The sequence below is a fragment of the Streptomyces sp. NPDC059567 genome (assembly GCF_042735655.1).
In the GTDB taxonomy this organism is placed as follows: Bacteria; Actinomycetota; Actinomycetes; order Streptomycetales; family Streptomycetaceae; genus Streptomyces.
This window is the reverse complement of the sequence record NZ_JBHWBS010000070.1, coordinates 17,079-40,848: the sequence shown is the minus strand read 5'-3', so window position 1 is coordinate 40,848 and position 23,770 is coordinate 17,079. Positions and strand designations below refer to the sequence as shown.

Annotated in this window: 26 protein-coding genes and 1 tRNA gene; 10 read left to right on the top strand and 17 right to left on the bottom strand. The window is 70.5% G+C overall.

Annotated features, from left to right (window positions below; genetic code table 11):
- Positions 1–1,153: 4-hydroxyphenylpyruvate dioxygenase (gene hppD / locus ACFVZW_RS26245; protein WP_384525857.1), on the bottom strand; the 1,153-nt coding region annotated here is incomplete at its 3' end.
- 121 nt (positions 1,154–1,274) lie between these two features.
- Here hppD and ACFVZW_RS26240 point away from each other — a divergent pair.
- The 4 genes from ACFVZW_RS26240 (at position 1,275) to ACFVZW_RS26225 (ending at position 4,039) form a co-directional block, all read left to right on the top strand.
- Positions 1,275–1,751 carry an Lrp/AsnC family transcriptional regulator gene (locus tag ACFVZW_RS26240; RefSeq protein WP_384525854.1) on the top strand — a complete coding sequence of 159 codons (477 nt, stop codon included), beginning with the start codon at positions 1,275–1,277 and terminating at the stop codon, positions 1,749–1,751.
- Between the two features lie 105 nt (positions 1,752–1,856).
- Positions 1,857–2,474 (top strand): ArsR/SmtB family transcription factor, encoded by a 618-nt coding sequence (locus tag ACFVZW_RS26235; RefSeq protein WP_384525851.1) that lies wholly within the window; start codon positions 1,857–1,859, stop codon positions 2,472–2,474.
- Positions 2,475–2,492: 18 nt separating this feature from the next.
- Entirely contained in the window at positions 2,493–2,735 is a 243-nt protein-coding gene (locus ACFVZW_RS26230) for a hypothetical protein (RefSeq protein WP_384525848.1), read from the top strand.
- Positions 2,732–4,039, top strand: coding sequence for an MFS transporter (locus ACFVZW_RS26225; RefSeq protein ID WP_384525845.1), 1,308 nt, complete (start codon positions 2,732–2,734; stop codon positions 4,037–4,039). The genes ACFVZW_RS26230 and ACFVZW_RS26225 overlap by 4 nt, the downstream gene beginning before the upstream one ends.
- Here ACFVZW_RS26225 and ACFVZW_RS26220 read toward each other — a convergent pair.
- A complete protein-coding gene (locus ACFVZW_RS26220) occupies positions 3,972–4,766 on the bottom strand; it encodes a S16 family serine protease (protein WP_384525842.1) in 795 nt (264 codons plus the stop codon). The two genes, ACFVZW_RS26225 and ACFVZW_RS26220, sit on opposite strands and share 68 nt — an antisense overlap.
- Positions 4,767–4,842: 76 nt before the next feature.
- Positions 4,843–5,073 carry a hypothetical protein gene (locus tag ACFVZW_RS26215; RefSeq protein ID WP_384525839.1) on the bottom strand — a complete coding sequence of 77 codons (231 nt, stop codon included), beginning with the start codon at positions 5,071–5,073 and terminating at the stop codon, positions 4,843–4,845.
- Here ACFVZW_RS26215 and ACFVZW_RS26210 point away from each other — a divergent pair.
- Positions 5,057–5,455 (top strand): hypothetical protein, encoded by a 399-nt coding sequence (locus tag ACFVZW_RS26210; protein ID WP_384525836.1) that lies wholly within the window; start codon positions 5,057–5,059, stop codon positions 5,453–5,455. The genes ACFVZW_RS26215 and ACFVZW_RS26210 overlap by 17 nt on opposite strands.
- Before the next feature lie 110 nt (positions 5,456–5,565).
- Here ACFVZW_RS26210 and ACFVZW_RS26205 read toward each other — a convergent pair whose 3' ends face one another.
- From ACFVZW_RS26205 to ACFVZW_RS26185, 5 genes are all read right to left on the bottom strand, one after another.
- The gene (locus ACFVZW_RS26205) at positions 5,566–6,207 is read right to left on the bottom strand and encodes a helix-turn-helix domain-containing protein (RefSeq protein ID WP_361862844.1); all 642 of its coding nucleotides are present in this window, start codon (positions 6,205–6,207) and stop codon (positions 5,566–5,568) included.
- A 512-nt stretch (positions 6,208–6,719) separates the two neighbouring features.
- Positions 6,720–8,510 (bottom strand): DEAD/DEAH box helicase, encoded by a 1,791-nt coding sequence (locus tag ACFVZW_RS26200; protein WP_384525833.1) that lies wholly within the window; start codon positions 8,508–8,510, stop codon positions 6,720–6,722.
- 107 nt (positions 8,511–8,617) lie between these two features.
- Positions 8,618–9,001, bottom strand: a complete 384-nt coding sequence (locus tag ACFVZW_RS26195; protein WP_384525830.1) for a type II toxin-antitoxin system death-on-curing family toxin — start codon at positions 8,999–9,001, stop codon at positions 8,618–8,620.
- On the bottom strand, positions 9,002–9,199 hold the full coding sequence (locus ACFVZW_RS26190) for an Arc family DNA-binding protein (protein WP_175259567.1): 198 nt from the start codon (positions 9,197–9,199) through the stop codon (positions 9,002–9,004).
- Between the two features lie 80 nt (positions 9,200–9,279).
- Positions 9,280–10,731, bottom strand: coding sequence for an MFS transporter (locus tag ACFVZW_RS26185; RefSeq protein WP_384525827.1), 1,452 nt, complete (start codon positions 10,729–10,731; stop codon positions 9,280–9,282).
- A gap of 304 nt (positions 10,732–11,035) precedes the next feature.
- On the opposite strand from ACFVZW_RS26185, the gene ACFVZW_RS26180 reads away from it, so the two are divergent.
- The 5 genes from ACFVZW_RS26180 to ACFVZW_RS26160 all read left to right on the top strand — a co-directional run bounded on the left by ACFVZW_RS26180 (position 11,036) and on the right by ACFVZW_RS26160 (position 16,893).
- Positions 11,036–11,107: transfer RNA gene (locus tag ACFVZW_RS26180), tRNA-Cys, on the top strand.
- A gap of 71 nt (positions 11,108–11,178) precedes the next feature.
- Complete coding sequence (locus ACFVZW_RS26175) at positions 11,179–11,574, top strand: hypothetical protein (RefSeq protein ID WP_384525825.1); 396 nt, start codon at positions 11,179–11,181, stop codon at positions 11,572–11,574.
- Positions 11,575–11,647: 73 nt separating this feature from the next.
- Positions 11,648–12,556 carry a serine/threonine protein kinase gene (locus ACFVZW_RS26170; RefSeq protein ID WP_384525822.1) on the top strand — a complete coding sequence of 303 codons (909 nt, stop codon included), beginning with the start codon at positions 11,648–11,650 and terminating at the stop codon, positions 12,554–12,556.
- A gap of 4 nt (positions 12,557–12,560) precedes the next feature.
- A complete protein-coding gene (locus ACFVZW_RS26165) occupies positions 12,561–14,753 on the top strand; it encodes a protein kinase (RefSeq protein WP_384525819.1) in 2,193 nt (730 codons plus the stop codon).
- 43 nt (positions 14,754–14,796) lie between these two features.
- Entirely contained in the window at positions 14,797–16,893 is a 2,097-nt protein-coding gene (locus ACFVZW_RS26160) for a serine/threonine-protein kinase (protein ID WP_384525816.1), read from the top strand.
- Positions 16,894–17,038: 145 nt separating this feature from the next.
- On the opposite strand, the gene ACFVZW_RS26155 is transcribed toward ACFVZW_RS26160, so the two are convergent.
- The 9 genes from ACFVZW_RS26155 to ACFVZW_RS26115 all read right to left on the bottom strand — a co-directional run bounded on the left by ACFVZW_RS26155 (position 17,039) and on the right by ACFVZW_RS26115 (position 23,707).
- Complete coding sequence (locus ACFVZW_RS26155; protein WP_384525813.1) at positions 17,039–17,506, bottom strand: hypothetical protein; 468 nt, start codon at positions 17,504–17,506, stop codon at positions 17,039–17,041.
- 2 nt (positions 17,507–17,508) lie between these two features.
- Positions 17,509–17,706, bottom strand: a complete 198-nt coding sequence (locus ACFVZW_RS26150; protein WP_384525810.1) for a hypothetical protein — start codon at positions 17,704–17,706, stop codon at positions 17,509–17,511.
- 62 nt (positions 17,707–17,768) lie between these two features.
- On the bottom strand, positions 17,769–18,422 hold the full coding sequence (locus ACFVZW_RS26145; RefSeq protein ID WP_384525807.1) for a hypothetical protein: 654 nt from the start codon (positions 18,420–18,422) through the stop codon (positions 17,769–17,771).
- Positions 18,412–20,688: a DUF6571 family protein gene (locus ACFVZW_RS26140; RefSeq protein ID WP_384525804.1), complete on the bottom strand. Its 2,277-nt coding sequence runs from the start codon at positions 20,686–20,688 to the stop codon at positions 18,412–18,414. The genes ACFVZW_RS26145 and ACFVZW_RS26140 overlap by 11 nt, the downstream gene beginning before the upstream one ends.
- A gap of 14 nt (positions 20,689–20,702) precedes the next feature.
- Complete coding sequence (locus tag ACFVZW_RS26135; RefSeq protein ID WP_384525801.1) at positions 20,703–21,128, bottom strand: hypothetical protein; 426 nt, start codon at positions 21,126–21,128, stop codon at positions 20,703–20,705.
- A gap of 350 nt (positions 21,129–21,478) precedes the next feature.
- Complete coding sequence (locus tag ACFVZW_RS26130) at positions 21,479–21,682, bottom strand: hypothetical protein (protein ID WP_384525799.1); 204 nt, start codon at positions 21,680–21,682, stop codon at positions 21,479–21,481.
- Between the two features lie 232 nt (positions 21,683–21,914).
- Entirely contained in the window at positions 21,915–22,538 is a 624-nt protein-coding gene (locus ACFVZW_RS26125; protein ID WP_384525796.1) for a hypothetical protein, read from the bottom strand.
- A gap of 19 nt (positions 22,539–22,557) precedes the next feature.
- Entirely contained in the window at positions 22,558–23,262 is a 705-nt protein-coding gene (locus tag ACFVZW_RS26120) for a hypothetical protein (protein WP_384525793.1), read from the bottom strand.
- 7 nt (positions 23,263–23,269) lie between these two features.
- Positions 23,270–23,707: a hypothetical protein gene (locus tag ACFVZW_RS26115; protein ID WP_384525790.1), complete on the bottom strand. Its 438-nt coding sequence runs from the start codon at positions 23,705–23,707 to the stop codon at positions 23,270–23,272.
- Positions 23,708–23,770 lie beyond the last annotated feature (63 nt).

Sequence of the window (23,770 nt, the reverse complement as noted above, 5' to 3'; positions counted from 1 at the left end):
GGCGGTCGTCCGGGTGGTCCCGGCGGCGGTGGCGGCGGCTTCGGCGGTCGTCCCGGCGGCTTCGGTGGCCGTCCCGGTGGCCCCGGTGGCCGTGGCGCTCGATCATCTCGAAGAAGACGGTCGGGCGGTCCTGGACCGGCTTCGTGAAGATCTGCAGCAGGTAGCCGTCCTCGTCGCGGTCGACGAGGATCTTCAGCTCACGCAGCGTCTCGACCGGCACCCGCGTCTCGCCGGCCCACTCGCCGAGCGTGTCGTAGTACGAGTCCGGCGTGTCGAGGAACTGGACACCGGCGGCGCGCATGGAGCGCACGGTGGCGACGATGTCGTTCGTGGCCAGCGCGATGTGCTGGACGCCCGCGCCGCCGTAGAACTCCAGGTACTCGTCGATCTGCGACTTCTTCTTCGCGATCGCCGGCTCGTTGATCGGGAACTTGACCTTGAGCGTGCCGTCGGCGACGACCTTCGACATCAGCGCCGAGTACTCGGTCGCGATGTCGTCGCCCACGAACTCCTTCATGTTCGTGAAGCCCATGACCTTGTTGTAGAAGGCCACCCACTCGTTCATCTTCCCGAGCTCGACGTTGCCGACGCAGTGGTCGATCGCCTGGAAGGTGCGCTTGGCCGGCGGCTCGACGATCGGGTTGGCGGCGACGAAGCCCGGCAGGTACGGGCCGTCGTAGCCGGAGCGCTCGACGAGGGTGTGGCGGGTCTTGCCGTACGTGGCGATGGCGGCGAGGACGACGGTGCCGTGCTCGTCCTTCACCTCGTACGGCTCGGTGATGCCGGTCGCGCCGTGCTCGACGGCGTAGGCGTACGCGGCGCGCGCGTCGGGCACCTCGATCGCCAGGTCGACGACGCCGTCACCGTGCTCGGCGACGTGCTCCGTGAGGAACCGGCCCCAGTCGGTGGCGACCTTGATGACGGAGGTGAACACGAAGCGGGCGGCGCCGTTCGTCAGGACGTAACTGGCGGTCTCGCGGCTGCCGTTCTCCGGTCCGGAGTAGGCGACGAGCTTCATGCCGAAGGCCGTGGAGTAGTAGTGCGCGGCCTGCTTGGCGTTGCCGACGGCGAAGACGACCGCGTCCATGCCCTTCACGGGGAAGGGATCGGCCTGCCGCGCCGTGGAAGGGGTGTGATCGATGGTCTCAGTCATAGCGGCAGAGTCCCGCCGATCGGCAAGCTGCGCAATAGTTCGCCGGAGCACTGGGCAATCTGCACAGCGGCGGGTCAGTATGGCGGGGATACTTGTACAGGATGACCATGGGGAGGCCGCTGTGGCGATCGATCATCTGGACGGGCGGCTGATCGTGCTCCTCGCCCGGGAGCCGCGGATCGGAGTCCTGGAGGCCTCGCGCCGGCTGGGCGTGGCACGCGGCACCGTGCAGGCGCGTCTGGACCGCCTCCAGGCGAACGGAGTGATCCGCGGATTCGGCCCTCAGGTCGATCCGGCGGCGCTCGGCTATCCCGTGACGGCGTTCGCGACGCTGGAGATCAAGCAGGGGCAGGGGCCCGACGTCCGGGGCCATCTGGCGACCGTGCCCGAGGTGCTCGAACTGCACACGACCACCGGCCACGGGGACATGCTCTGCCGGCTGGTCGCCCGCTCCAACGCGGACCTGCAGCGGGTGATCGACCGGGTCGTCGGCTTCGAGGGCATCGTGCGGGCCTCCACGGCGATCGTGATGGAGAACCCCGTACCGCTGCGGATCATCCCGCTGGTGGAACAGGCGGCAGAGGACGGACCCGCATAGCGGCACGGACGGGCGCGGCAGCGGCCGCGCGGCTCGACAGGGTTCCAAAGAAGTAGTTGCAAAGAATTCCTTGCAAGGCTTTCTTTGCAACTCTAGTCTGAGGCCATGCCCGAATCCGAGCCGCAGTCCGTCCCGCCCTCCGTGCCCCAGCCCGAGAAGCCCCTGAGCCGCACGCTCGACCCGCGCTCGCTGCGCGGCCTCGCCCACCCGCTGCGCATCCAGCTCCTGCGCGCCCTGCGTCACTACGGCCCCGCCACCGCCTCCCAACTGGCCGAGCGGCTCGACGAGTCCAGCGGCGCGACCAGCTACCACCTGCGCCAGCTCGCCGCCCACGGCTTCGTCGAGGACGACCCGACCCGGGGCAAGGGCCGGGAGCGGTGGTGGAAGGCGGCCGTGCAGGGCACGACGTTCGACGAGTCGCTGTACGAGAACCCCGACCCCGAGGTCAGGGGCGCCGTGGAGGTCTACCTCCACGAGATCGCGACCATCCACGCCCAGGAGCTCAACACCTGGCTCGGCACCCGCCACGACTGGGACCAGGCGTGGACCGGCTCCACCGACATGAGCGACTTCACGCTGCGCCTGCCGCCCGAGCGACTGCGCGAACTCAACGCGAGGATCCACGACTTGATCGACGCGTACCGCGACAGCGCCGACCCCGACGCCCCGGGCGCCGCCCGCGTACGGATGCACCTGCACGCGTTCCCCCAGTACGAGAACTGAGAAAGGGACCACGAAGCCATGCATGCCGACATCCACCTTCAGCTGCACCACCTCGACGCGGCCGAACTCCACCGGTCGGCCGAACTCCACCGCCCGGCCGATCTCCACCGCGCGGCCGCCGACTCCGTGGCCCCCACCCCAGTCCGCGCCCGGATCGGCTGGACGCTGGTCGCCTTAGGGCTGCGACTCGCCGTCCCGGCCACCGCCCGACCGGGCACCACCGCCCCGGGCAGCGCCCGACGTCTCCCGCTCGCCGCATGAGCGCTCCGGGGGGACGTGCTCCACTGGCCACCGTCCTGGCCGCCAACGCCATATCCATCACCGGCAACGCGCTCACCCTCATCGGTGTCCCGTGGTTCGCCCTCGACACCACCGGCAGCCCCGGAAAGGCGGGCCTGGTCGCCTTCTGCGCGGCCGTTCCCGTCGTCGTCTCCGCGATCGTCGGCGGCCCGGTCATCGACCGGATCGGACGGCGCCGGATCAGCGTCGCCTCCGACCTCGTCTGCGCGCTCGCGCTGGCGGCGATCCCGCTCCTGCACAGCGCCGGCGTGCTGGAGTTCTGGATGCTCTGCGCGCTGATGGCCGTGACCGGCCTCTTCCACGCGCCCGGCGAGACCGCCCGCTCCGTCCTGATCCCCGACCTGGCCCGCCTCGCCGGGACCCCGCTCCCCCGCGCCGCGAGCCTCTACGACGCCGTGTCCCGAGGCGCCCGGATGACCGGCGCCGCCCTCGCCGGCGTCCTCGTCGCCCTCATCGGCGCGGACACCGTGCTGCTCCTCGACGCCGCCACCTTCGGGCTCTCCGCCCTGCTCGTCCTCCTCGGCCTGCGGGGCGTGCCGGCCGCCGCGCCCCAGCCCGACCCGGCCCCCTTCTCACTGCCCGGCTACCGCGCCGAGCTGCGCGAGGGGTACGCCTTCGTGCTCCGCTCCCGGCTGCTGCTCGGCATCGTCGTCATGGTGATGGCCACCAACGGCCTGAGCCAGGGCTGGAGTTCGGTGCTGCTGCCGGTCCACGCGCGGGAGAACCTCGGCGGCTCCGCCGCCCTCGGTCTGCTCGTCGCCGTCTTCGGCGGCTCCGCGCTGCTCGCCGCGGTGCTGTACGGGGCGGTCGGCCACCGTTTCCCGCGCCGGGCGGTCTTCACGGCCGGGTTCCTGCTGTGCGGGGCCCCGCCGTACGCGGTGGCCGCGCTCACCGACACCACGCTTCCGCTGCTCGTCACGATGGTGGCGAGCGGGTTCGGGGCCGGGCTCCTCAACCCGATCCTCGCCACCTTGATGTACGAACGCGTCCCCGACGACCTGCGCAGCCGGGTCTCCGGAGTGACGATGGCCGGGGTGCTCCTCGCCACCCCGCTCGGCGGCCTCGTCGCCGGACAGCTCATCGAAGGGGCCGGCCTGGTGACGGCGCTGCTCACGCTCGGCGGGGTCTACTTCCTGGTCACGCTGGCCCCGATGGTCTTCCCGGCCTGGCGCGAGATGGACGCCGCCCCGAAGGGCGTCAGCAGCTCGGAACCTTCGCCTCCTGCCCCTGCTCCAGCGCACGGAGCGAAGACACCGCATCGCTGAGCGCGGAGACCGGGATCAGCCGCATCCCCTTCGGCAGCTCGGCCCGCGCGTCCGAGCACTCCGCCTTCGGTACGAGGAAGACGCTCGCCCCGTCGCGGCCCGCTGCCTGGGTCTTCAGGGAGACGCCGCCGACGGCGCCGACCGTGCCGTCCGGCTCGATCGTTCCCGTACCGGCGATGGTCCGGCCGCCGGTGAGGTCGCCGCCCGAGCCGTCGCCGGCGAGCTTGTCGACGATCCCGAGGGAGAACATGAAACCGGCGCTCGGACCACCGACGTCGGCGAGGTGCAGCGTGACGTCGACGTCGTTCGGGTCGAGCTTGAGGTAGCCGAGGGCGGCCATGGTGGCGGCGTCCTGCGACTCCTTCATCTCGCCGAGGTTGTGCTTCTCGACCTCGGCGTCCGACTTCCCGGGCGGGTAGACGGAGTCGCGCGGCAGCACGGCCCGGTCGGTCCGGAACCAGGCGTCGACGACATCGCCGAAGTCGTTGTCGACGCTGGGCCCGGTGGCCGAGATGGTCGTCATCAGCAGCTCGCCCTCCGTCGGCCGGACCGGCTTGCCGCTGATGGTGATGACCTCGCGCCCCTTGTCCTGGCCGAGCACATCGGCGGTCGTGCCGGGCTGTGCGATGGCGTACGGCAACGGCGCCAGCCCGACGACCGCGAAGAGAGCGGCGACGGGCAGCGCACAGAGCGCGAGGGCACGGTTACGCGTGAGACTGGAGAGCACGCCCCCAATCTACTGGGCGCCCCTGATAGGGACGGTCCGGTGCCGTCGGCCCCGCGAGCGAGACGCTCCGGTGCTATCACGCACCCCCGGGCGGGACGGTCCGGGTGAGGAACGCGCGGACCAGGTGGCGCACCGTCGGCACGGACGTCCTGGGTTCGATCGCGCCGACGAGTCGGACCCGGTCCGCCGTGGTCACCAGGCCCGCGGCGTGCAGCTGCGGCACGAGGGCCGCGTAGTCGGTGAACACCCCGTGCGCCGCCCGGTCGAGCTGGCGCCGACACGTGCGGCCCGTGGGGTGGGCGAGCATCGCGGACCAGGAGCGGTCGAGCCGCGCGTCGCGGAACCCGTCCGTACCGAAGAGGGGGGCGGTCGACGCCGTACCGGGCCACCGGGAAGAGCTCGCCGTCCACCCGGTCCAGGTAGCCCTCCAGGTTCACCGCGGCGGCGATCCGCCGGTCGTCGTACAGCGCCTGGGCGGCCGTGGTGCCCCCGGCCGAGTGCCCGTACATCCCGACCCGCCCCAGGTCGAGCGCGCGGCCGAGGGGGCCCGCCAGGGCTTCGAGCCGGTCGAGGACGAAGCGGACGTCGGCGAGACGGGTGTCGATCATGGTGCGGAACTGCTCCGCGTCGGTGCCCGTGACAGGCCGTTCGCCGTGGGCCCAGAGCCCCGCGCGGGCTCGGCTCCCTGACGGGGGCAGAGCGCCCCAAGGCCGGCCCCCGCGGCAGGCTTGGCCCGCCTCGGGGTCCCCGGCCTGCCGGCACAAGACCGCCGGCCTGACCTTCGTAACCGCCGCGCGCTCTAGCGCAACGCGTCGGCGACCTCCCGCGCCGCGTCCACCACCCGCGGCCCCACTCGCTCCGGCACCGCGTCCGCGAGCATCACGACGCCCACGCTGCCCTCGATGCCCGTGACCCCGACCAGCGGAGCCGCCGCGCCGCTCGCGCCCGCCTCCAGCTCGCCGTGGGTGAGCGTGAAGCCGGGTTCGATCAGGCTGCCCTGCCGGGCCGCGAGGATCGCGCGGCCCGCCGCGCCCCGGTCCAGCGGGTGCCGGAAACCGGCGCGGTAGGCCACGTGGTAGTCGGTCCAGGTCGGTTCGACGACGGCGACCGCCAGCGCCTCCGCCCCGTCGACGAGGGTGAGGTGGGCGGTCGCGCCTATGTCCTCGGCGAGCGAGCGCAGCGCGGGCAGCGCGGCCTCGCGGACCAGCGGGTGGACCTGGCGGCCCAGCCGCAGCACACCGAGGCCGACCCGGGCGCGACCGCCCAGGTCGCGTCGTACGAGCGCGTGCTGTTCGAGTGTGGCGAGCAGACGGTAGACGACGGTCCTGTTCACTCCGAGTTTGTTGGACAACTCGGTGACGGTCAGGCCGTGGTCGGTGTCGGCGAGCAGTTTGAGGACCCTGAGGCCCCGGTCGAGCGTCTGGGAGGTTTCCGCGGTCACGACGCCCTCTCCTTCGGAGTGAGTGACGGCGGACCTTCAAACGAGAGCAGCGGCGCCGGTCCCGCGGCGACGCACGTCAGAGGCCGCCGGCAGGCCATGCGCACCGGCTGCGCTCCGCGGCGGCGCTGCCACGGGGCGTTTGCATTGCGGGGGACAGTAGCGAGCCACTCCGCTCAGCGGAAGACCTCGTCCAGAATCCGGGCGCGAGCGACCGGATACGGTCGGTTCGAGGCGGAAGTCAGCCGGTCAGGGGGATTCGCCGGACAAAGTCGACGGATACGAGCGACGCGCACGGTGTCCGGACAAGCCCGACGGACAGCCCATCGAACGCGTAAGGCCCGTACGCCCCCGCGTACGAGCCGACCCCACACCACTCGACACTCCCCGCGGCCGGACGCCACACCCGGACGCACTCACCGCATCCGGACGCCACACCGGGACGCACTCACCGCACCCGGGTTCCACTCCCGCATGCGCTCACTCGCCGCGGCCGGGCGCCACGCCCTCCACCCTCATCGCATCCGGGTGGCCCACTCCTGCACCTTCTTGATCCGCTCGCGGATCTGGCCGGCCGTCGCCTCGGCGCTCGGCGGCCCGCCGCACACCCGTCGCAGCTCGGTGTGGATGACGCCGTGCGGCTTGCCGCTCTGGTGGACGTACGCGCCGACCATCGTGTTGAGCTGCTTCCTCAGCTCGAGCAGCTCCTTGTGCGAAACGACGGGGCGCCGCTCGGCCGGAAGCTCCAACAGATCGGCCTCGGTGTCCGGCCTCTTGCGGCTGTGGGCGATCTGCCGGGCCTGCCGCTTCTGGAGGAGCAGCTGCACCTGGTCGGGTTCGAGGAGCCCGGGGATGCCGAGGTAGTCCTGCTCCTCCTCGCTGCCCGGGTGGGCCTGCATGCCGAACTCGGCGCCGTCGTAGAGGACCCGGTCGAAGACGGCGTCGGACTCCAGCGCCTCGAAGGGCAGCATGTCCTGCTCGCCGGTGTCCTCGTCCTGCTGCTTCTCGGCCTCCGCCATCTCCTTCTCGGACTCGGCGTACGGGTCCTCCTCGCCGTCCTTCTTCGGCTTGTCGAGCACGTGGTCGCGCTCGACCTCCATCTCGTTGGCGAAGCCGAGGAGGTTGGGGATGGTGGGAAGGAACACGGAGGCGGTCTCGCCGCGCCTGCGGGAACGTACGAAACGCCCCACGGCCTGGGCGAAGAAGAGGGGGGTCGAGATGGTCGTCGCGTACACGCCCACGGCGAGACGGGGGACGTCGACGCCTTCGGACACCATGCGGACGGCGACCATCCAGCGGTCGTTGTTCTCGCTGAACTCGTCGATCCGCTTGGAGGCGGCCGCTTCGTCGGAGAGGACGACGGTGGCCTTGGTGCCGGTGATCTCGCGGATCAGCTTGGCGTAGGCGCGGGCGGAGTCCTGGTCGGAGGCGATGACGAGCCCGCCGGCGTCGGGGATGCCCTTCCTGACCTCCGTGAGCCGCTGGTCCGCGGCGCGCAGGACGTTCGGCATCCAGTCGCCTCGGGGGTCGAGGGCGGTGCGCCACGCCTGGGAGATGGCGTCCTTGGTCATGGGCTCGCCGAGGCGGGCGGCGATCTCGTCACCGGCCTTGGTGCGCCAGCGCATGTTGCCGCTGTAGGAAAGGAAGATCACGGGCCGGACGACGCCGTCGCCGAGGGCGTTGCCGTAGCCGTACGTATAGTCCGCCGACGACCGCCGGATGCCGTCGTTCCCCTCTTCGTACGTGACGAAGGGGATGGGGTTGGTGTCGGAACGGAACGGCGTACCGGTCAGGGCGAGACGGCGGGTCGCCGGGTCGAACGCCTCCAGGCAGGCCTCGCCCCAGGACTTGGAGTCACCGGCGTGGTGGATCTCGTCGAGGATGACGAGGGTCTTGCGCTGCTCGCAGCGGTTGCGGTGGAGCATGGGGCGTACACCGACACCGGCGTAGGTGATGGCGACGCCCTGGTACTCCTTGCTGAGCGGCCCGGCGCTGTAGTCGGGGTCGAGCTTGATGCCTATCCGCGCGGCGGCGGCAGCCCACTGCTTCTTCAGGTGCTCGGTGGGCGCGACGACCGTCACCTGCTGCACGACGTGGTGGTGCAGCAGCCAGGACGCGAGCGTCAGCGCGAAGGTGGTCTTTCCGGCGCCGGGCGTCGCGACCGCGAGGAAGTCGCGGGGCTGCTCCTGGATGTACTTCTCCATGGCGCCCTGCTGCCAGGCTCGCAGCTTGTTGGCGGTACCCCAGGGGGCCCGGCCGGGGAAGGCGGGAGAGAGGTGATGGGAGGAGGTGGCGGTGGTAGTCACGGTCTCCGGTTCGACGCTCGTCCAGATATGACAACCGGGCCACCTTACCGGCGACCCGGCTGGATCCTCGTGCGAACGCCCCGCGGGCGGCGAGGGTGCGACTCAGCTCACGTCGCCTCGTGCAGGCCGCGCAGGCGCCGCGCGATGAGCGTGACGTCCTCCAGATCGCCGGTGGCCACGTCGATGACCAGCTTGTACGACTCGTCCTGGTCGACGTCGACCATCTCGGTGCCGTTGAAGTCGAGGAAGACGACCGTGCACATCCACGCCATGGGCTTGTTGCCGTCCACCAGCGGACGGTTCACGGCCAACGACTGGAGCAGTGCCGCGGCCTTCTCGAAGAGGTCGGCGTACGCCTCGATGCCGAACATCTGTGACTGCGGCCGGTGCGCCGCGGAGCTGAGCAGGCCCAGATCCCGGACGGCGATCTGCTGGCCGGCGCAGGCGAGCTCCGCCAGGTCCAGGACCTCCTGGACCGTCAGGTACTTCACCTACTCCCCCAGTCGCTTCAGCAGATCGGCATGGCGCACCGCGTACTTGGCGCCGAGCCTGCGGACAGCCTCCCGGTCGGCCTCCTGCTCCAGATAGCGGTCGATCGCCTGAAGCACGATGGCATGCATGCTGCGGCCCTCCTCCTCAGCACGGAGCTTGAGGGCCTCTTGCTGGTCGTCGCGGAGACGCAGGTTCATTGCCATACCACGACGGTACCACTCATGGGGCCACCGTGATACCGAGCGGCTTCGCCATCGCGACAGGGACGGGGCCCAGGTCAGCCACCCGCACGAGGGTTCAGCCTGGTCGCCACCCACGCGCCCGCCAGCGCCACTCCCGCCATCGGCAGGAACACCGCCGCGAAGGCCACCGGGTGCGCGCCCGCGCCCGAGGTCACGCCGTGGCCCACCGCGCCACCGCCCAGCGCCGCGAACGCCGCCCCTCCCGCCGCCAGCAGCAGCACGTTCGACAGGCCGTCCGAGATCTGCAGGGCCGCCGAGTTCGCGCCCGCCTCCTCCGGGGCCGAGAGCTTCAGGAGCAGCACGCTCGTCGAGGCGATGACCATGCCCATGCCGAGGCAGCCGAACGCCCACGCCACCGCGACCACCCACACCGGCACGGACGCGATCAGGACGCTCGGCGCGGCGGCGATCGCCGCCGCGACCAGCACCATGCCGAAGACCACGAGCCGCTCCCGGTACGGCTCCGTCCGCGGCCGGGACTGGATCCAGGAGCCGAGCGCCCACGTCGCGCCGCCAACCGCGAGCGACATCCCCGCGAGCGTGGGGCTCAGACCCCGCTGGGTGACCAGCATGAGCGGCACGAAGGACTCGGCGGCGATGAACGACCCGGCCGCGACCCCGCGCAGCAGCACGACGGACGGCAGCCCGCGCGCCGCGCGGTACGTCCCGCGCGGCAGCAGCCCGAGCGCGGCCGGCACCAGCAGCGCCGCGCCCACCGCCGCCGGCAGCAGCGAGAGCCAGCGCAGCTCCTGGCCCGCGTACTGAAGCAGCCCCGCCCCGGCCGAGATGCCGAGCGCGAGCCTGATCCGGCGGCGGTCGTACGGCGGGAGCGGCGCGGCCGGGTCGGCGGGCCCGGACGCGGTACGGCGGATGGCGGGGAGGGCGAGGGCGAGCGGCAGGACGACCAGCACGGGGATGCCGACGAAGACCCAGCGCCAGCCCAGGTGCTCGGTGATCGTCCCGGCGGCGAGCGGCCCGACGACCGACGGGACGACCCAACTGGCCGCGAAGGCCGCCATGATCGCGGGCCGCAGCGTCTCGGAGTACGCCCGGCTGACGACCACGTACAGCGCCACGATCACCAGGCCGCCGCCCAGCCCCTGCACGGCCCGGCCGAGGATGAACAGCCACATCGTGCCGGCGGTCCCGGAGAGCAGCAGTCCGGCGGCGAAGGCGGTGATGCCGGCGGTGAGCGGGGCGAGCGGCCCGGCGCGGTCGGACCACTGCCCGGAGAGGACCATGGCGAAGAGGCTGGTGGTGAAGTACGCGGAGAAGGCGAACGCGTACAGCGGGATCCCGTTCAGCTCGCGCGCCGCGACCGGCATCGCGGTCCCGACCGCGGTCGCCTCGAAGGCGATGAGCAGGACGACGGAGACCATGCCGATGCTGAGCGCCCGGTGGTCCCGGCCGAGCACGGATCCGCCGCCCGGGGAGGGGACGGCGGTGGCGGGCGCGACGTCGGCGTCGCGGGGTTCGAGGGCACTCATAGCCCCAGAGTAAGGGGCGTAACGCTGAATGGACCCTGTCGACAGTCGGGTCGGAGCTGGTCCCTTGGTCGTAAGCCGACGGACCGCCGGACCCACCGCCCGCCCCACGAGCAGCCCACGGACCGCCCCACGGACCGCCCACCGTCGGCCCGCGAACAGCCCGACGGACAACCCCACCACCAGCCCACGAACAACCCCGCGGACCGCCCGACCATGAACGCCACATGGCAGTCGTGTTGCACGCCGCCCGGAACCCTTGAGCCCCTTCCCCACCCCGCCCTACGGTCGTACTCGTGCACAACACGACCGTGTGCCCGAGTGGTTGAGGGGCTCGCCTGCAAAGCGAGTTACGCGGGTTCAATTCCCGCCACGGTCTCTCGCCGGACCCCCGGATCCCGTCTCCACGGGATCTTCACAAGATCACGTCGCCTGTGTCAGAGTCCGCTCATGACTGATACAGGCACGCGCCGCAGACTGGGCGCCCTTGTCGGAGTCGGCCTCTCCGGGGCTGTGCTGCCGGGCGTCACGCTGGGCGCGGAGGCCGTGGACGTGGCCCTCTCGATCGTGATCGCGGGCGTGGTGATCTCCCTCATCACTCAGCTGATCTACATCGGCCCGTCCGCCCCGGTCCCACCGCTCCCCCTGCTGGCCTTCGCCGCGGCCGGGTTCGTACAGGACTCCCTGATCTGGTGGCTGCTGTCCTGGCTGGGCGGTGAGATAGCCCCGTTCCAGGTGGAGGGGTTCGGCACGATCCTGCTCGCCGGGCTCATCACGCGCGCCTCGATCCTCTCGCTCTCCCTGCTCGGCGCGAAGCGCGTGGCCGACGACCCGGTGGCGGACTGACGGGGGTCACCACCCCCACGCCCCTCCCCCCGCTTGAGTAGGCTCCTGTTGCTCCAGCAACCGCTGGGGCGGCATGGGCGTACGACAGGGGGGTTCGCACGTGGAACGGCCGCGCCCGAACGAGGAGTCCGCGCGACGGATCGGCCCGTACCGTCTGATCACCCGTCTGGACCCGTCCCCCGAACTCGTCCCCTGCCGCCGTTTCGTCGCCCGCAGCGCGGAGGGCGACCGTACGGTGCTGCTCTCCGCGCCCCTGCCCGGCGCCGACCCCGCGCGCTTCCTGACGGAGGCCCAGGCGGCGCAGCGGCTCCTGGGCCCGTGGATCGCCCCGGTGACGGAGGTGGCGGATCCGGCCTCGTCCCCGTTCCACACGACCCCGTATGTTCCCGCGCTCCCGCTCCCTGTCGCCCTCGCCGTACACGGCGGCCCGTTGCCGGAGGAAACGGTTCGGGTGATCGGCGTCGCCCTCGCCGAGACGCTGGCCGCCGCACACGCACAGGGCGTCACGCATGCGGGCGTGTCCCCCGCCGCGGTCCTGCTCACGGCGGACGGCCCGCGCCTGACGTGCTTCGGCGCGGTACGGGCGGCGGCACCGGACGGGACTCACCGCACGGCCCTCCCGGGCATCGACCCGGGTGCGTTGGCGCCCGAGCAGGCGTCGGGCGGACGGCCGCGCCCGCCGGGTGACGTGTACGCGCTCGGCGCGGTCCTCGCGTACGCGTCCACCGGGCACACCGTCCCGGAGCGCTCCGAACTCCCGTCGGCCCTGCGTCCGTCGACAGCCTCCTGCCTTGCCCGCGACCCCGCGAACCGACCCACCGCGGCCGACGTCCTGACCACGCTCGCGCCGCCGACCCCGCACGAGACGGTGCTGAGCTCGGCGGGTTCGCTGCTGACCCCCGGCTGGCTGCCCGGCCGGGTCGTCGCGGCGCTCGCCCGCCAGTCGTCCGAGATCCTCGCCGCCGAACTGCCCTGGAACTGACGCGATGCTGTCACCACTCACCCACGCCGACCCGGCGGTCATCGCCACGTACCGTCTGCTCGCCCGCCTGGGCTCGGGCGGCATGGGCACGGTCTATCTGGCCCGAACGCCCGGGGGCCGTACGGTCGCCCTGAAGACGATGCACGCCCGGCTCGCCTCCGAGGCCGACTTCCGTACCCGCTTCCGGCTGGAGACGGACGCGGCACGGATCATCGGCGGCCGGCACGGGGCGGCCGTCGTGGACGCGGACCCGCTGGCCGAAACCCCGTGGCTGGCCACGGAGTACGTCCTCGGCCCGCCGCTCGACGACGCGGTCGCGCTGTGCGGCGGACTCCCCGAGCCGACGGTCCGCGCACTCGGCGCGGCCCTCGCGGGGGCCCTGGCGCAACTCCACTCCTCGGACGTCGTCCACCGCGACCTGAAGCCCTCCAACGTCCTGGTCACCGCCTACGGCCCGAAGATCATCGACTTCGGCATCGCCCGCGCGGCCGGCGACGACCACCTGACGAGCACGGGCGCGGCAACGGGCACCCCGGCGTTCATGTCCCCCGAGCAGGCGGGCGGCCAGGAACACACCCCGGCCGGCGACGTCTTCGCCCTCGCGGGCGTCCTGGTCTTCGCGGCCACGGGCCACGGCCCCTTCGGCACGGGCGCCCCGGCGGACCTCCTCTACCGCGTCCGCTACGCCACCCCCGACCTCACGGGCGTCCCGGAACCCCTGCTCCCCCTCCTGACGGCCTGCCTCGCGAAGGACCCGAGGTCCCGCCCGACGACCACGGACCTGGCGACCCACCTCCACGACGGCCAGGGCGACTTCGCGGACCACCTCCCGCCCCTCCTCCTCACCGACATCGCCCGCCGAGCAACGCAGGTCTGGCTCCACCAGCCCCACCGCCTCCCGGCCCCGGCGGACGACCCGTACGCGGAGACGAGGACACCCCGCCCCACCCCGCTCTCGCGCCGCAAACTCCTTGCGACGGGGGCGGGTTCACTGCTGGGGCTGAGCGGCGTGGGCGCGGGGGTGTGGGCGTGGCTGGCATCCGGCGACGCCCCGCCGGCTGACGGAGAGGCAGCCGCGCCGACGCCGTCGGCGCCGGCGCCTGCCACGAACGCGTCCGACGGCGGACCCAGAGCCCTGTGGCAGGTGGAGTCGTTCGACCGCGAGCAGGAGACCACCCAGCTCCTGGCGGGTGACGTGGTGGGCTTCGCCGAGACGGTGTCCTTCAGAGTGCTGGACCCCAGGGACGGCAGGGAGCTGTGGACAGACTCCATGGCGATGGATCCGCAGCAGATCACCACGGACGGCAAGCACTTCTTCGAGTCACGCGGCACCGACGAGGGCCCGAGCGCCCTGCAGATCCGCACCTTCGCGCCATGGACCGGCCAAGAAGCAGCCCGGGTGATCGAGGTGAAGAGCTTCGACGGCTCGGCCCTCAGCACCCACCTGCTGACAGCCACCGGCGGCATGCTCTACGCGGACGCACGGATCGGCCACCGGAACGACTCGGTCGAGAAGGTCAAGACCGGCTGGCATCTCCTCGCCGTCAACCTCCGTACGGGCAAGGAAGCGTGGCGCCGCGCATATGAGTGGGACGGAAACCGCGTCTACGTCTCGAAGGCCGTCGGGAGCCGCCTGATCCTCGGCAAGCGGAGCGGTGACATGGAGTCGTTCAACGTTGAGGCCAGGGACACCCGTACGGGAAACGTCCTCTGGAAGCGGAACATCGCGGTGCTGGAGAGCGACCCATGGCTCATCCCCGGCCAACTCGCCACGGACGACAGGCACATCTACCTCGGTGGCGAACGGCTGCGTGCTCTGCGGATCGCCGACGGCAGCATCGCCTGGGAGTCCGGGACGGGCAGCAACCGCTACGGCGTGCCGGCGGTTGCGGGCCGGCTCGTCTACGCGACCGAAGGCGACCGGGGACTCGTCGCCGTAAGCGCGGACACGGGAGCCCGGCGCTGGGAGGAAGCGCCTCCCGCACGCGACCTGACCCCGCTCCTCCATGTCGTGCCCATCGTGGGCAAGAAGTACGTCTACGCGCCCGTCCGTGGCGGCCTGAGCGCGGTTGACCTCAGCACGCGCCGTTCGGCCTGGGTGTTCCCGACCGACGCCACCCGCTACGTCGTGGACCAAAGCGGGACGCGCATCCTCGGTGCCGGGAAGACCACGGCCCTGGCGCTGCCCTTCGCATGACCGTCCCCACCCTCGATCCGACCCAGAAGGCACCGTAGTGACCATGCAGCCCCTTTCCGCCGGCGACCCCCTTCGCCTCGGCCCGTACCGGCTCCTCGGAGTTCTCGGCGAGGGCGGTATGGGCAAGGTCTACTTCGGCCAGGACGGGTCCGCCCGCTCCGCCGCGGTCAAGGTGCTGCGACCCGAGCTCGCACACGATCTGCACCTCGCCCAGCGCTTCGTCCGCGAAGCCGAGATGGCCAAGGCCGTCGCGAGCAAGGGCGTGGCACGGGTCCTGGGCGCGGAGACCGAGGGCGGACGGCCGTGGATCGCCGCCGAGTTCCTCGCCGGGCCGACCCTCGACGAGGCCATCCGTACGTACGGGCCGATGGACGAGCCGACCGTCCGTGCTCTGGGCCACTTCCTCTCCCGCACCCTGCACGACATCCACGCGGCCGGCCTCGTTCACCGCGACCTCAAACCCGCCAACATCGTTCTGACGTCGTCGGGCCCTCGGGTCATCGACTTCGGCATCGCCCGCCCCGAGCACGGCCTGACGCTGACGACGACGGGACAGATCCCGGTCACCCCGGGGTACGGAGCCCCGGAGCAGGTCCTCGGTCAGCGCGTCGGCCCGCCGTCGGACGTTTTCTCGCTGGGTGCGGTGCTCGCGTACGCGGCGAGCGGCCGACGCGCCTTCGACGCGACGCATGTGGCGGCGGTGCAGTACGAGGTCGTGCACGGCACCCCGGACATGAGCCAGGTCCCGTCGGCCCTCCAGCAGTTGATCGGCCCCTGCCTGGCGAAGGATCCGACACTGCGTCCCGTACCTGCGCAGATCACCGCGGCCTTCTCCCCGCCGAAGGGCGCGGACCGCGCCTGGCGCAGGGGCCCGCTCGCCGAGGACATCGCGCGACGGGAGGCCGACACGAAGCGGCTCACCGCGTCCGCCGACACGGCCGTCCCCGGCGCACCGAGCCGGCGCCGCTTCCTCGGTGTGGCAGCCGCCGGAGCGGGGGTCCTCGCGGCGAGCGGCGGCGGCGCCGCCTGGTGGCTGACCAGGGACGAGAAGACTGTCGCGTTGGACGTACCGCCGGCCGTGACCACTCCGGCGGCGACGTTCATCTCTGTCATCGACACCAAGCCGGGTGAGACGCCGAAGCCGCTGTGGGGGCCCCGCGACGTCACCGCGTCGGAAGGGCGTTCCCCGCTTCCCGTACGGGATGTGCTCATCGTCCAGGCGAAGGCCGGTGGCCTCCTGGCTCTCTCCGTGACGGACGGCAAGGAGAGGTGGCGGGCGAAGGGCTTCCACGCAGACGCCGGTTACGTCTCGGTCTCGGACCGGCTCCTCGTGGCCGCCGACAAGAAGGGCGTGCTCCACGCCGTCGTCCCGTCGACGGGCAAGCCTGTCTGGGAGACGGACGCCGCCGCCGAGTACCTGCTGGCCGCCGACGCCGCACATGTCTACCTGGTGACCAGGGACAACCAGCTCCGCGCCGTCGATGCCTGGACCCGCGCCACCACGTGGTCACGCCCCATGGAGTCCCCCCAATCCTCGGACGGCCCCGCGACGGCGGCTGTGGGCAACGGGCGCCTGGTCGTGCACGGCCGGGACGGCCACGTGATCGCCGTCCACACCAAGACGGGTGAGACCGACTGGGACGTCAAGGACCAGGGCACGAACGGCGCGGTCCCAGCCATCGCGGGCAACACCGTCTACCTCGGCGGCCTCACTCTCCACGCCCGCCGGCTGGACCGGGGCGACTTCCTCTGGAGCGAGGACTCCAAGAGCCTGCGCTCCCTCTCTCTCGGCCGGGGCTGGGGCAGCCCGACCGCCGTGCAGGGCGTCGTCTTCGCCGTGGACGGATTCCACGCCTACGGCTACCACACCATCCCGGGCTCCCGCTTCCCGGCCACGGACTGGTACGAGGTTCTCGACGGCTCAGGCGGCACCATGACCGCCCCCGCCGTCGAGGGCGCGACCGTCTGGCTCCCGGCCCCCGACGACAGCTCCGTCCGCGTCCTGCACAAGAAGACCGGCGACGTCCTCTTCACCGCGAAGATGAAGCGCGAGGGCACCTACCAGCTCGCCAGCGACGGCAACCGGGTCTTCATCGCCCGCGGCGGGCGGATCATGGCAATGCCGGTGTACGAGAAGTGACGGCACTGCGCCGCGCCCTGCTGTTCACAGCAGGTGCTCGGCCCTGCCGGCCTTGATGTCGAAGATGAGGTCACGGAGGGCCTCGCCGCTGTCGGTGAGGTAACGATCCCTGACGAAGTACGTGGGTTGGCCGGCCAGACCCGGGTCAAAGGCGGGACAGCACTCCGCGCCAGATCCACCCCGCGCCGAGGACCGCTTCCCGTAGGGGATTGCTCATGTCTCGCGAGTCGAAGCGGAGCGTCTCGACCTTCTGCCGACGACCATCGGGCCCCCGCTCGTACGTCCACTGCCGGGCGATATGGGGGGCCGGCCCACGGCCGTATCGCTTGCCGAGAGAATCGGGCGTCGACTCCTCCCACCGCTCGTCGAGCGTGCGCACCTCGCGGCTCTCCGGGACCAGCCGCATCCGGGTCTTGAGGGTCATCTTCAGCTCGCGGACCTGCCATTCCGCCACCAGGTCGGCCTTCTCCGAGGGGAGGGCATTGCGCACGCGGAACGGTACGCCCGGCCCGTTGACCGAGAGCAGCGCGGTCCGCACCTCCGCCGCGGACAGCGGCGCGACAGCGCTGTCCGGGTACGTGGTGCCGGTGAACTTGTCCCAAAGACGGCCCATCGCTACGCCCCCGTACCGGTGTCGGGGCGCACCGTGCGCACGAAGTCCTGGAAGTCCGGCACGAGGGCGTCGTACTGGGCCGCGGTGGTGGACAGGACCGGCTGGATCACCGCCCGCTTGTGCGGGTCCTCAACATCCCACAGGGACGGGAACACCTGCGACCGGACGAGATCGCGGCGCATGCCTCCCGCGACGGTCACCCCCTTGCCCGTACTGAGGTCCCAGACCCCCCGGCGTTCATGGAGGTCCGACAGGCCGCAGCTCACGCCTGCGGCAGGTGCAGGTCGTTCGTACAGCCGACCTTCTCCGCCACCCCACGGGCCAGCTTGAGCGTCATGTTCGCGAACGCCTGCCGGCTCACAGAGGAGCCGACGCCCTCAGCTGCCTTGCCGCTCACCCGGACGTCGAGAAACTTGCGTGCCTTGTAGGAGGCCGGCGCGCCCGCTGGGAGTTCTGCGGTGCATTCGACGGCCACACGCGTTCCCCAGGACCACGTCTCGGCTCCGGCCCCCCAGTCCTTCCCCTCCGGCCTGGTGCCGTCCTTGAGCGGTTCCCAGGCGTCCACCGGGTCGGAATTCTTGTACGGGTTCTCGGAGCGCCACTGCACGTACGCGTTGAACCCGGCGCCCCCGGCGTTCTGCTGGTTCCCGTTGCAGAACGATGTCCGGCGGTCCTTGACCGACTTCTCGAGATCAGTGCTGTCGACCTTGACGCGCTGCCCCTTGGCCAGGACGGGAGCAACGTCACTCTCTTCGAGGAGGCCCCAACAGGGTTCGGCGGTGAACTCGATGGGCCCCTGATCCTTCCCTTCCCCCGATGCACCGCAGCCGGTGGAGAACGCGACGACCGCGGTGGCGAAGACCGCCAGTCCGATACGGCTTCTCATGCCGGCCTTCCAGGTCCGCTCAGCGGTCATGGTTCGTTCCCGCATTCCTCTGGTCACCGAGCCCGAGGCTATAGCCGACCTTGCTGGCGTCCGTGGCATCGTCCTTCAAGATCTCGCGGTTCACTCCCGGCGGCAGCGTGAGATGGTCGATCTGCTTGGCGATGGGGGTCGTCGACTCCTGAAGTCCCCTCAGGTACTCCTCCCGCACCTTGTCGGCGGCACCTTCGTACGGGTCCTTCTTGGCCTCGTCGATCTCGGCGTTGAGGCCCTCCTCGAAAGCCCATCCGACGAGTTCTCCAGCGATGGGGAGGCGGCGTGCCGCGCCCTCGAAGATCTTGCCCGCCACGAAGCCGCCGGCGCTGCCACCGGCTTCGAGATCCTTGTTGTGCTCGTCGTTCTTGTCATGCTGGTCGCTGAGAGCGGCATCGATGCGGCCACCGGCGAGAACGCCGTTGACGTTCCCGTCCGTCTGCGCGATGTGCTTGATACTGCGGGACAACTGGTCCTCGGACAGGGAGGAGTCCTCCACCTTCCGCTGCATCAATCCCTGCGTGTACTCGTGCTGGGCCGCCGAGACAGTGGCGTAGCTGTCCTCGTGACGTCCCAGGGCATCGACGAAGGGCGTCAGGCTCCCGCGCTCGAACAAAGCGTGCGCCTGCGACTTGTCCTTGGCGAAGTCGTCCGTGTCGGATCCGAACGTCGCGTCGATGTCACCGATGTACTCGGCCGACATCCGCCCCATGCTGCCGCTCAGCGTGTCGTCCATCAGCTCAGGCGCCCCACCTACCTTCGCCACGACCCGCTCGAAGACATTGGCCATGGCCTCTGTGTGAGGCCGCGGGTTGTCGTACTTATGCAGGTGCGGATCTGCCTGTCCGGACACCGCTGCCTCCAGGGCGTACCCCAGCGCCTGCTGCCCTGGGTGAGGCTCACCGCCCTTGACGGTGTCGTGCCAGTCGGCCATCGGCTTCCTGTCGAGCATGTAGTCCACCATGCCGGCGGGCTCTCCGTGCTTCCCGCCGACGGCCTTGTCCGCGGTGGTGACGATCCCGTCCTTGTCGGAGTCTTCGCGCACGGGTTCGTTGAAGAAGGCGGCGGCGGCCTCCGGGTTGTTGCTCATCGCCTCCATGAGGCCGGTGAGAGGGTAGAAGCCCTTGCCGCCGTCCTTGTCGAGATTCAGCGCCATCTTCTGGTCGTAGGGAAGACCCTCCTCCCAGATCTCGGGCTTCTGCCGTTCCATCGCGACCATGTCCCGGCCCACGGCGGTGAGGAACTCGGTGTCGTACTTGCCATCACGCAGCAGCGAGCCCAACGCCTGGTAGCCGTAGATCTTGGTGTTGAGTCCGGCGAACCCGGAAACGTCGATCGGCTTGCGGCCTGCCCGCATGAGTTCGGTCGTCCACGCGGGATCCAGATGCCCCTTGGTGTCCTTGCTCGTCGCGAGACCGAGCATCGACCCCATGTCGTTCTGAATGTTGTGCACCATGGCGGCCCGGTCCTGGCCTGCGGGACCCAGGCTCGTGGCATCCAGGGACATCTTCGCGTAGAACTCCAGCGAGCCTTCCGGACCCATCGTCCGATAGAAGGATGTCGAGAACTCAGGGTCCTTGGCGTTGTCGTTCATGAGCTCTTCGAGCTGCTTCAGCGCCTCGACATTGCGCGCGGTACCACCATCGCCGGTGACCTTCTTCGCCAGCGCCGCCGCACGTGCGGCCTCCTCCGCGTCGAGACTTTCGTACGTCGGCGCGTTGAAGTTGTGCTTGTCGCCGGTGATGTTGGCCTTCAGCGCGTTCGAGCAGGCCACGTCGGCGTCGTCGCACGTCTCGACAATCGCGTCGATCCTCTTCTGCATCGTGTCGATGGAGGCGCGCTGCTTTCGCAGTGCCTCGGGATAGTCCGGGTCGTGCCGGGCGGTGTTGTCCTTCTCCAGCGGGTACACGGCCTCGACCTTGCCGTCCGTCTTGACGACGAGGTGCTGGGCCGGGGCATCGGTCTCCACGATCTTCTTCAGATCGTCCTTGGCCTTCTTGAAGGCGTTGTATCCGTCCTCAAGGATCTTGAAGATGCCCTCCGCGGCCTTGGCTGCATCTCCGAACTCCTTCGCCGTCTTGTCCACGAACGGCTTGGTGACCTCGGCGTTGACTCCCCGCCAGTAGTCGTCCTTGGCCTTCGCGGCCATGGTCGTACGGGCGTCTTCGGCGAGCGTCTCGAGCTTGCCCTTCATCTCCGACCAGTTGTCGGCAGCCGTCTTCATCTTGTCCAGCGGCGCCTGGTACACGTTGTCGAAAGTCAGCACGGCAGATCCCCCGCCTACTTGAGGTACTCGTTGATCTGGGAAGCGGCGAGGGCCGCCTGGATATCGGCTTCTTCCTTGGCATGCGAGGCCGCGCTGTAGTCGAGGTGGTTGGAGATGTTGGCGCAGGCATCGAGCAGGGTGCTCAGCTGGGAGCTCCACGTCTCCTGCACGGTCGCCATCGCGGCCCCGGTGAGAAAGCCATGGCTGGACAAGGACGTGGCGGCCTCCACCGTGTTCGCCCGCGCGTGGTTGCCGTCCTTGACCAGCCGACCGTGAAGCGCGAAGGCGGCACTGCCGATCACGCCGAGCTTGTCCTGGTCGACCCCGAGGTCCGCGTTACCGCCGCCGCCACCGGGCTCGGGCGGGACCTGGTTGAGCCGCATGCTCACGTCCGCCTGGGCATGAGTGCGGGCAGAGGCCCACTCCTTCTCGAACGACATGGTCCCCCCGAATTTGGCGATCTTCCCGGCTTCGCCTCAGCAAGTTCCATGGATTGCGGAGACGACACGATCGTAGTGCCGGCAAGCCGCATCGGTGCCTGGTCACGGAAAACTTCGCGCCAACGGTGGCATCACCCCTGTGGCCACGGATACTTCACCTTCGCAATCGTCCTGTCTGATGCGCAGATGTCGCCGATGCCCGACACCTCGGGGTTCGGCCCCTCCGGGTGTGCGAGACACTGCCGTTCGGCACCGGCCCGCGTGAACGCGAAGGGTCGTTCGACACCGGCGACGAGCGGCGGGAGTGCGACCAGGCGGATACGCCCTCGATTCCCGTTGCCCTTCGAGAATCAGCTCCGCCGGGATCGGACGACCGGAACGGCCACCGCGGCACCGATGAGGACGACCGCGCCGATACCGAGCCCGATCCAGAGACCGGTGTTGCTGCCGCTCTCCTCCTGGGCGACAGGGCCGGGGGCCGGTGCGGCCGACTGCTCGCCGGCCTTGGACGGAGCGGCGGACGGCGACGCGGTCTCGGTCTCGGTCTCCCCCATTGGCCTTGCCAGTACCGGCAATCAGCCCGGCCATCCCAGTGCCGTGCCCGCTGGCGTCGGTGTGCTCGTCGCCGGGCTCTCCAGAGGCGAGGTTCTTGCCGTCGAGCACTTGCCCCTGAAGGTCCGGGTGGGCCCACGGCGTAGCACGGTTCTGATCGGTCCTCTCGGTGAGGCTGCAGTCCTCGACGCTCGGCGCCTCCACCCACGCCGCCCCTTGCCCATACAGACGCAGTCACGAACGTTCCTCGGCCGGAACTCCGTCGACCAGCTTGGGGTCCCCGCAGCCCAGCGCCGTCGCGACACTGCGGGCAGCCGCGTTGAGAACCGTGACCTGGAGGCCAGGAATGTTCGCCGTGCTCGCGTCACTCTCGCCCGGCCGTTCCAGTTCGGCGGAAACGATGATGTCCTTCGCCGGCTCCTCCATACGACAGGGAAACATGATCTGGGCGTACCGATCCGACGAGAGCGCGTCCGCACCGGTCGAGAAGTAGTGAAAGGTGGCGCGATCACGGGTGCCCGGGACCACAAGCGCCTCCCGGAAGGTGATGTCGAAGACGGATTCCCCGTCGCTGGCATTCCGCAATCTGCAGAACGGACTGCCGGTCGCGAGCTCCTGCGTGGTGAGCTTGCCGTCGGCCTCCCTCAGAGTTTCGAGCGTCTCATCCGGCTTGGAGCGATCATCCGTGAGGCCGCCCTCACCGGCAATCGCCGTAAGCGCTGCGAGAGGAGAGGCATCCTTCGCGAAGCCGCCGCAAACGTCGGCTGCCGTCTTGCCCTTGGCTGCGCCCTCGCCGTCGGCGGCGCACGCCGTGGTCGCGAGGATGGCGGCCACCGCAGCCACCATGAGCCTGCTCACGGGAGTTCGGCTTCTCATGTCACCTTCCCGCCCCTCCGGATGTCGACGCGGCGGGTGCGGGTACCCCGGGCGCGAGCCGGTCACCCTCGCAACCTAGCGCCGCGGAGACGTGCCGGGCGGCCGCGTTGGCAAGGGTGATCAGCCGAGTCCGGTGGTCTCTTCCGGGTTCCTGGGAACCGGCGGGGCCACGCACTGTGGTGTCAACGAGAATTTCGTGGCCAGGCGCCCCGAGACGGCAGTTGAAGTACACCTTGCCGCGGCTAACGGAAGCGAAGGCCCGCTCCCCGGAGGTGAAGGAGCTGACCTGGTCCCCGAGTCGGGGATCCGGCGCTGGGGCCTCCGCCGCTGTGCGCAGCTCTACCCGGAGGTCTTGCTTCCCGCCCCCGGCGGAAAGCAACCAGCAGTACGGGATGGCCTGCGTCCTGCTCACGTCGGCCTGCTCTGTGCGGGCCGCTTCCCGTAGTGCCTCGAGAGCCCTCTCCGGCTCCGAGAGGTCGTCGGTGAAGCGCTCGGTGCCCATGACAACCTCGAGGGCTGCCTCGGTGGGGGCTTCCTCCACGAATCCGCCGCAGACCTGGGCGACAGCCGAGCCGTGGTCCTCATCGGCCGCCTTGCCGCTGCCTCGAGAACAGCCGGTGATCACCACAGCGGCGACCGCACCAAGACTTGCCAGAGCGATCGCGCTGATCTTCCGGCCCCGGGAAGTCGCCTGAGATCTGCTCACGTGCCCATTATCCGTCCACTTGCTTGGACTTGATGACCGGTCTGTCGGACAGTCCTGCGTTGTTCTCGCAGCCCAGCTTCTGGACCACGGCCAACGCGACGGAGTGAAGCACGGTCAGGTTGGCCTCGCGGGTGGCGACGGTGTCCGGCGGCCAGAGCTTGTCGAGATCGAGTACTCCCCGGATCCTGGCCGGCTTCTCCTCGGAGCCCTTGAACCGGGGGCTCACGCATTCCAGGAACAGATAAGCCCTCTTGAACCCCGCGTGCGCCTCACGTCCCATCCCCTCGTAGGGGTACATGTTGATCACGCGCCCCTCCCCGATCAGGTCGCTCGGGTCGTAGAGTCCGAAATCTATGCCGAGCTCGGCGGACCCGCTGGGGAGAGCGCAGGCTGCCAGCCCTGAGGTGACGAATTTGACGAACCTCGTATCCATCACACTGCTCACGTCCGACTCTACTGGCGGCCTCGGAGGCCTCGTTGGCCTCGGGGTTGCGGTAGCGCCAAGCGC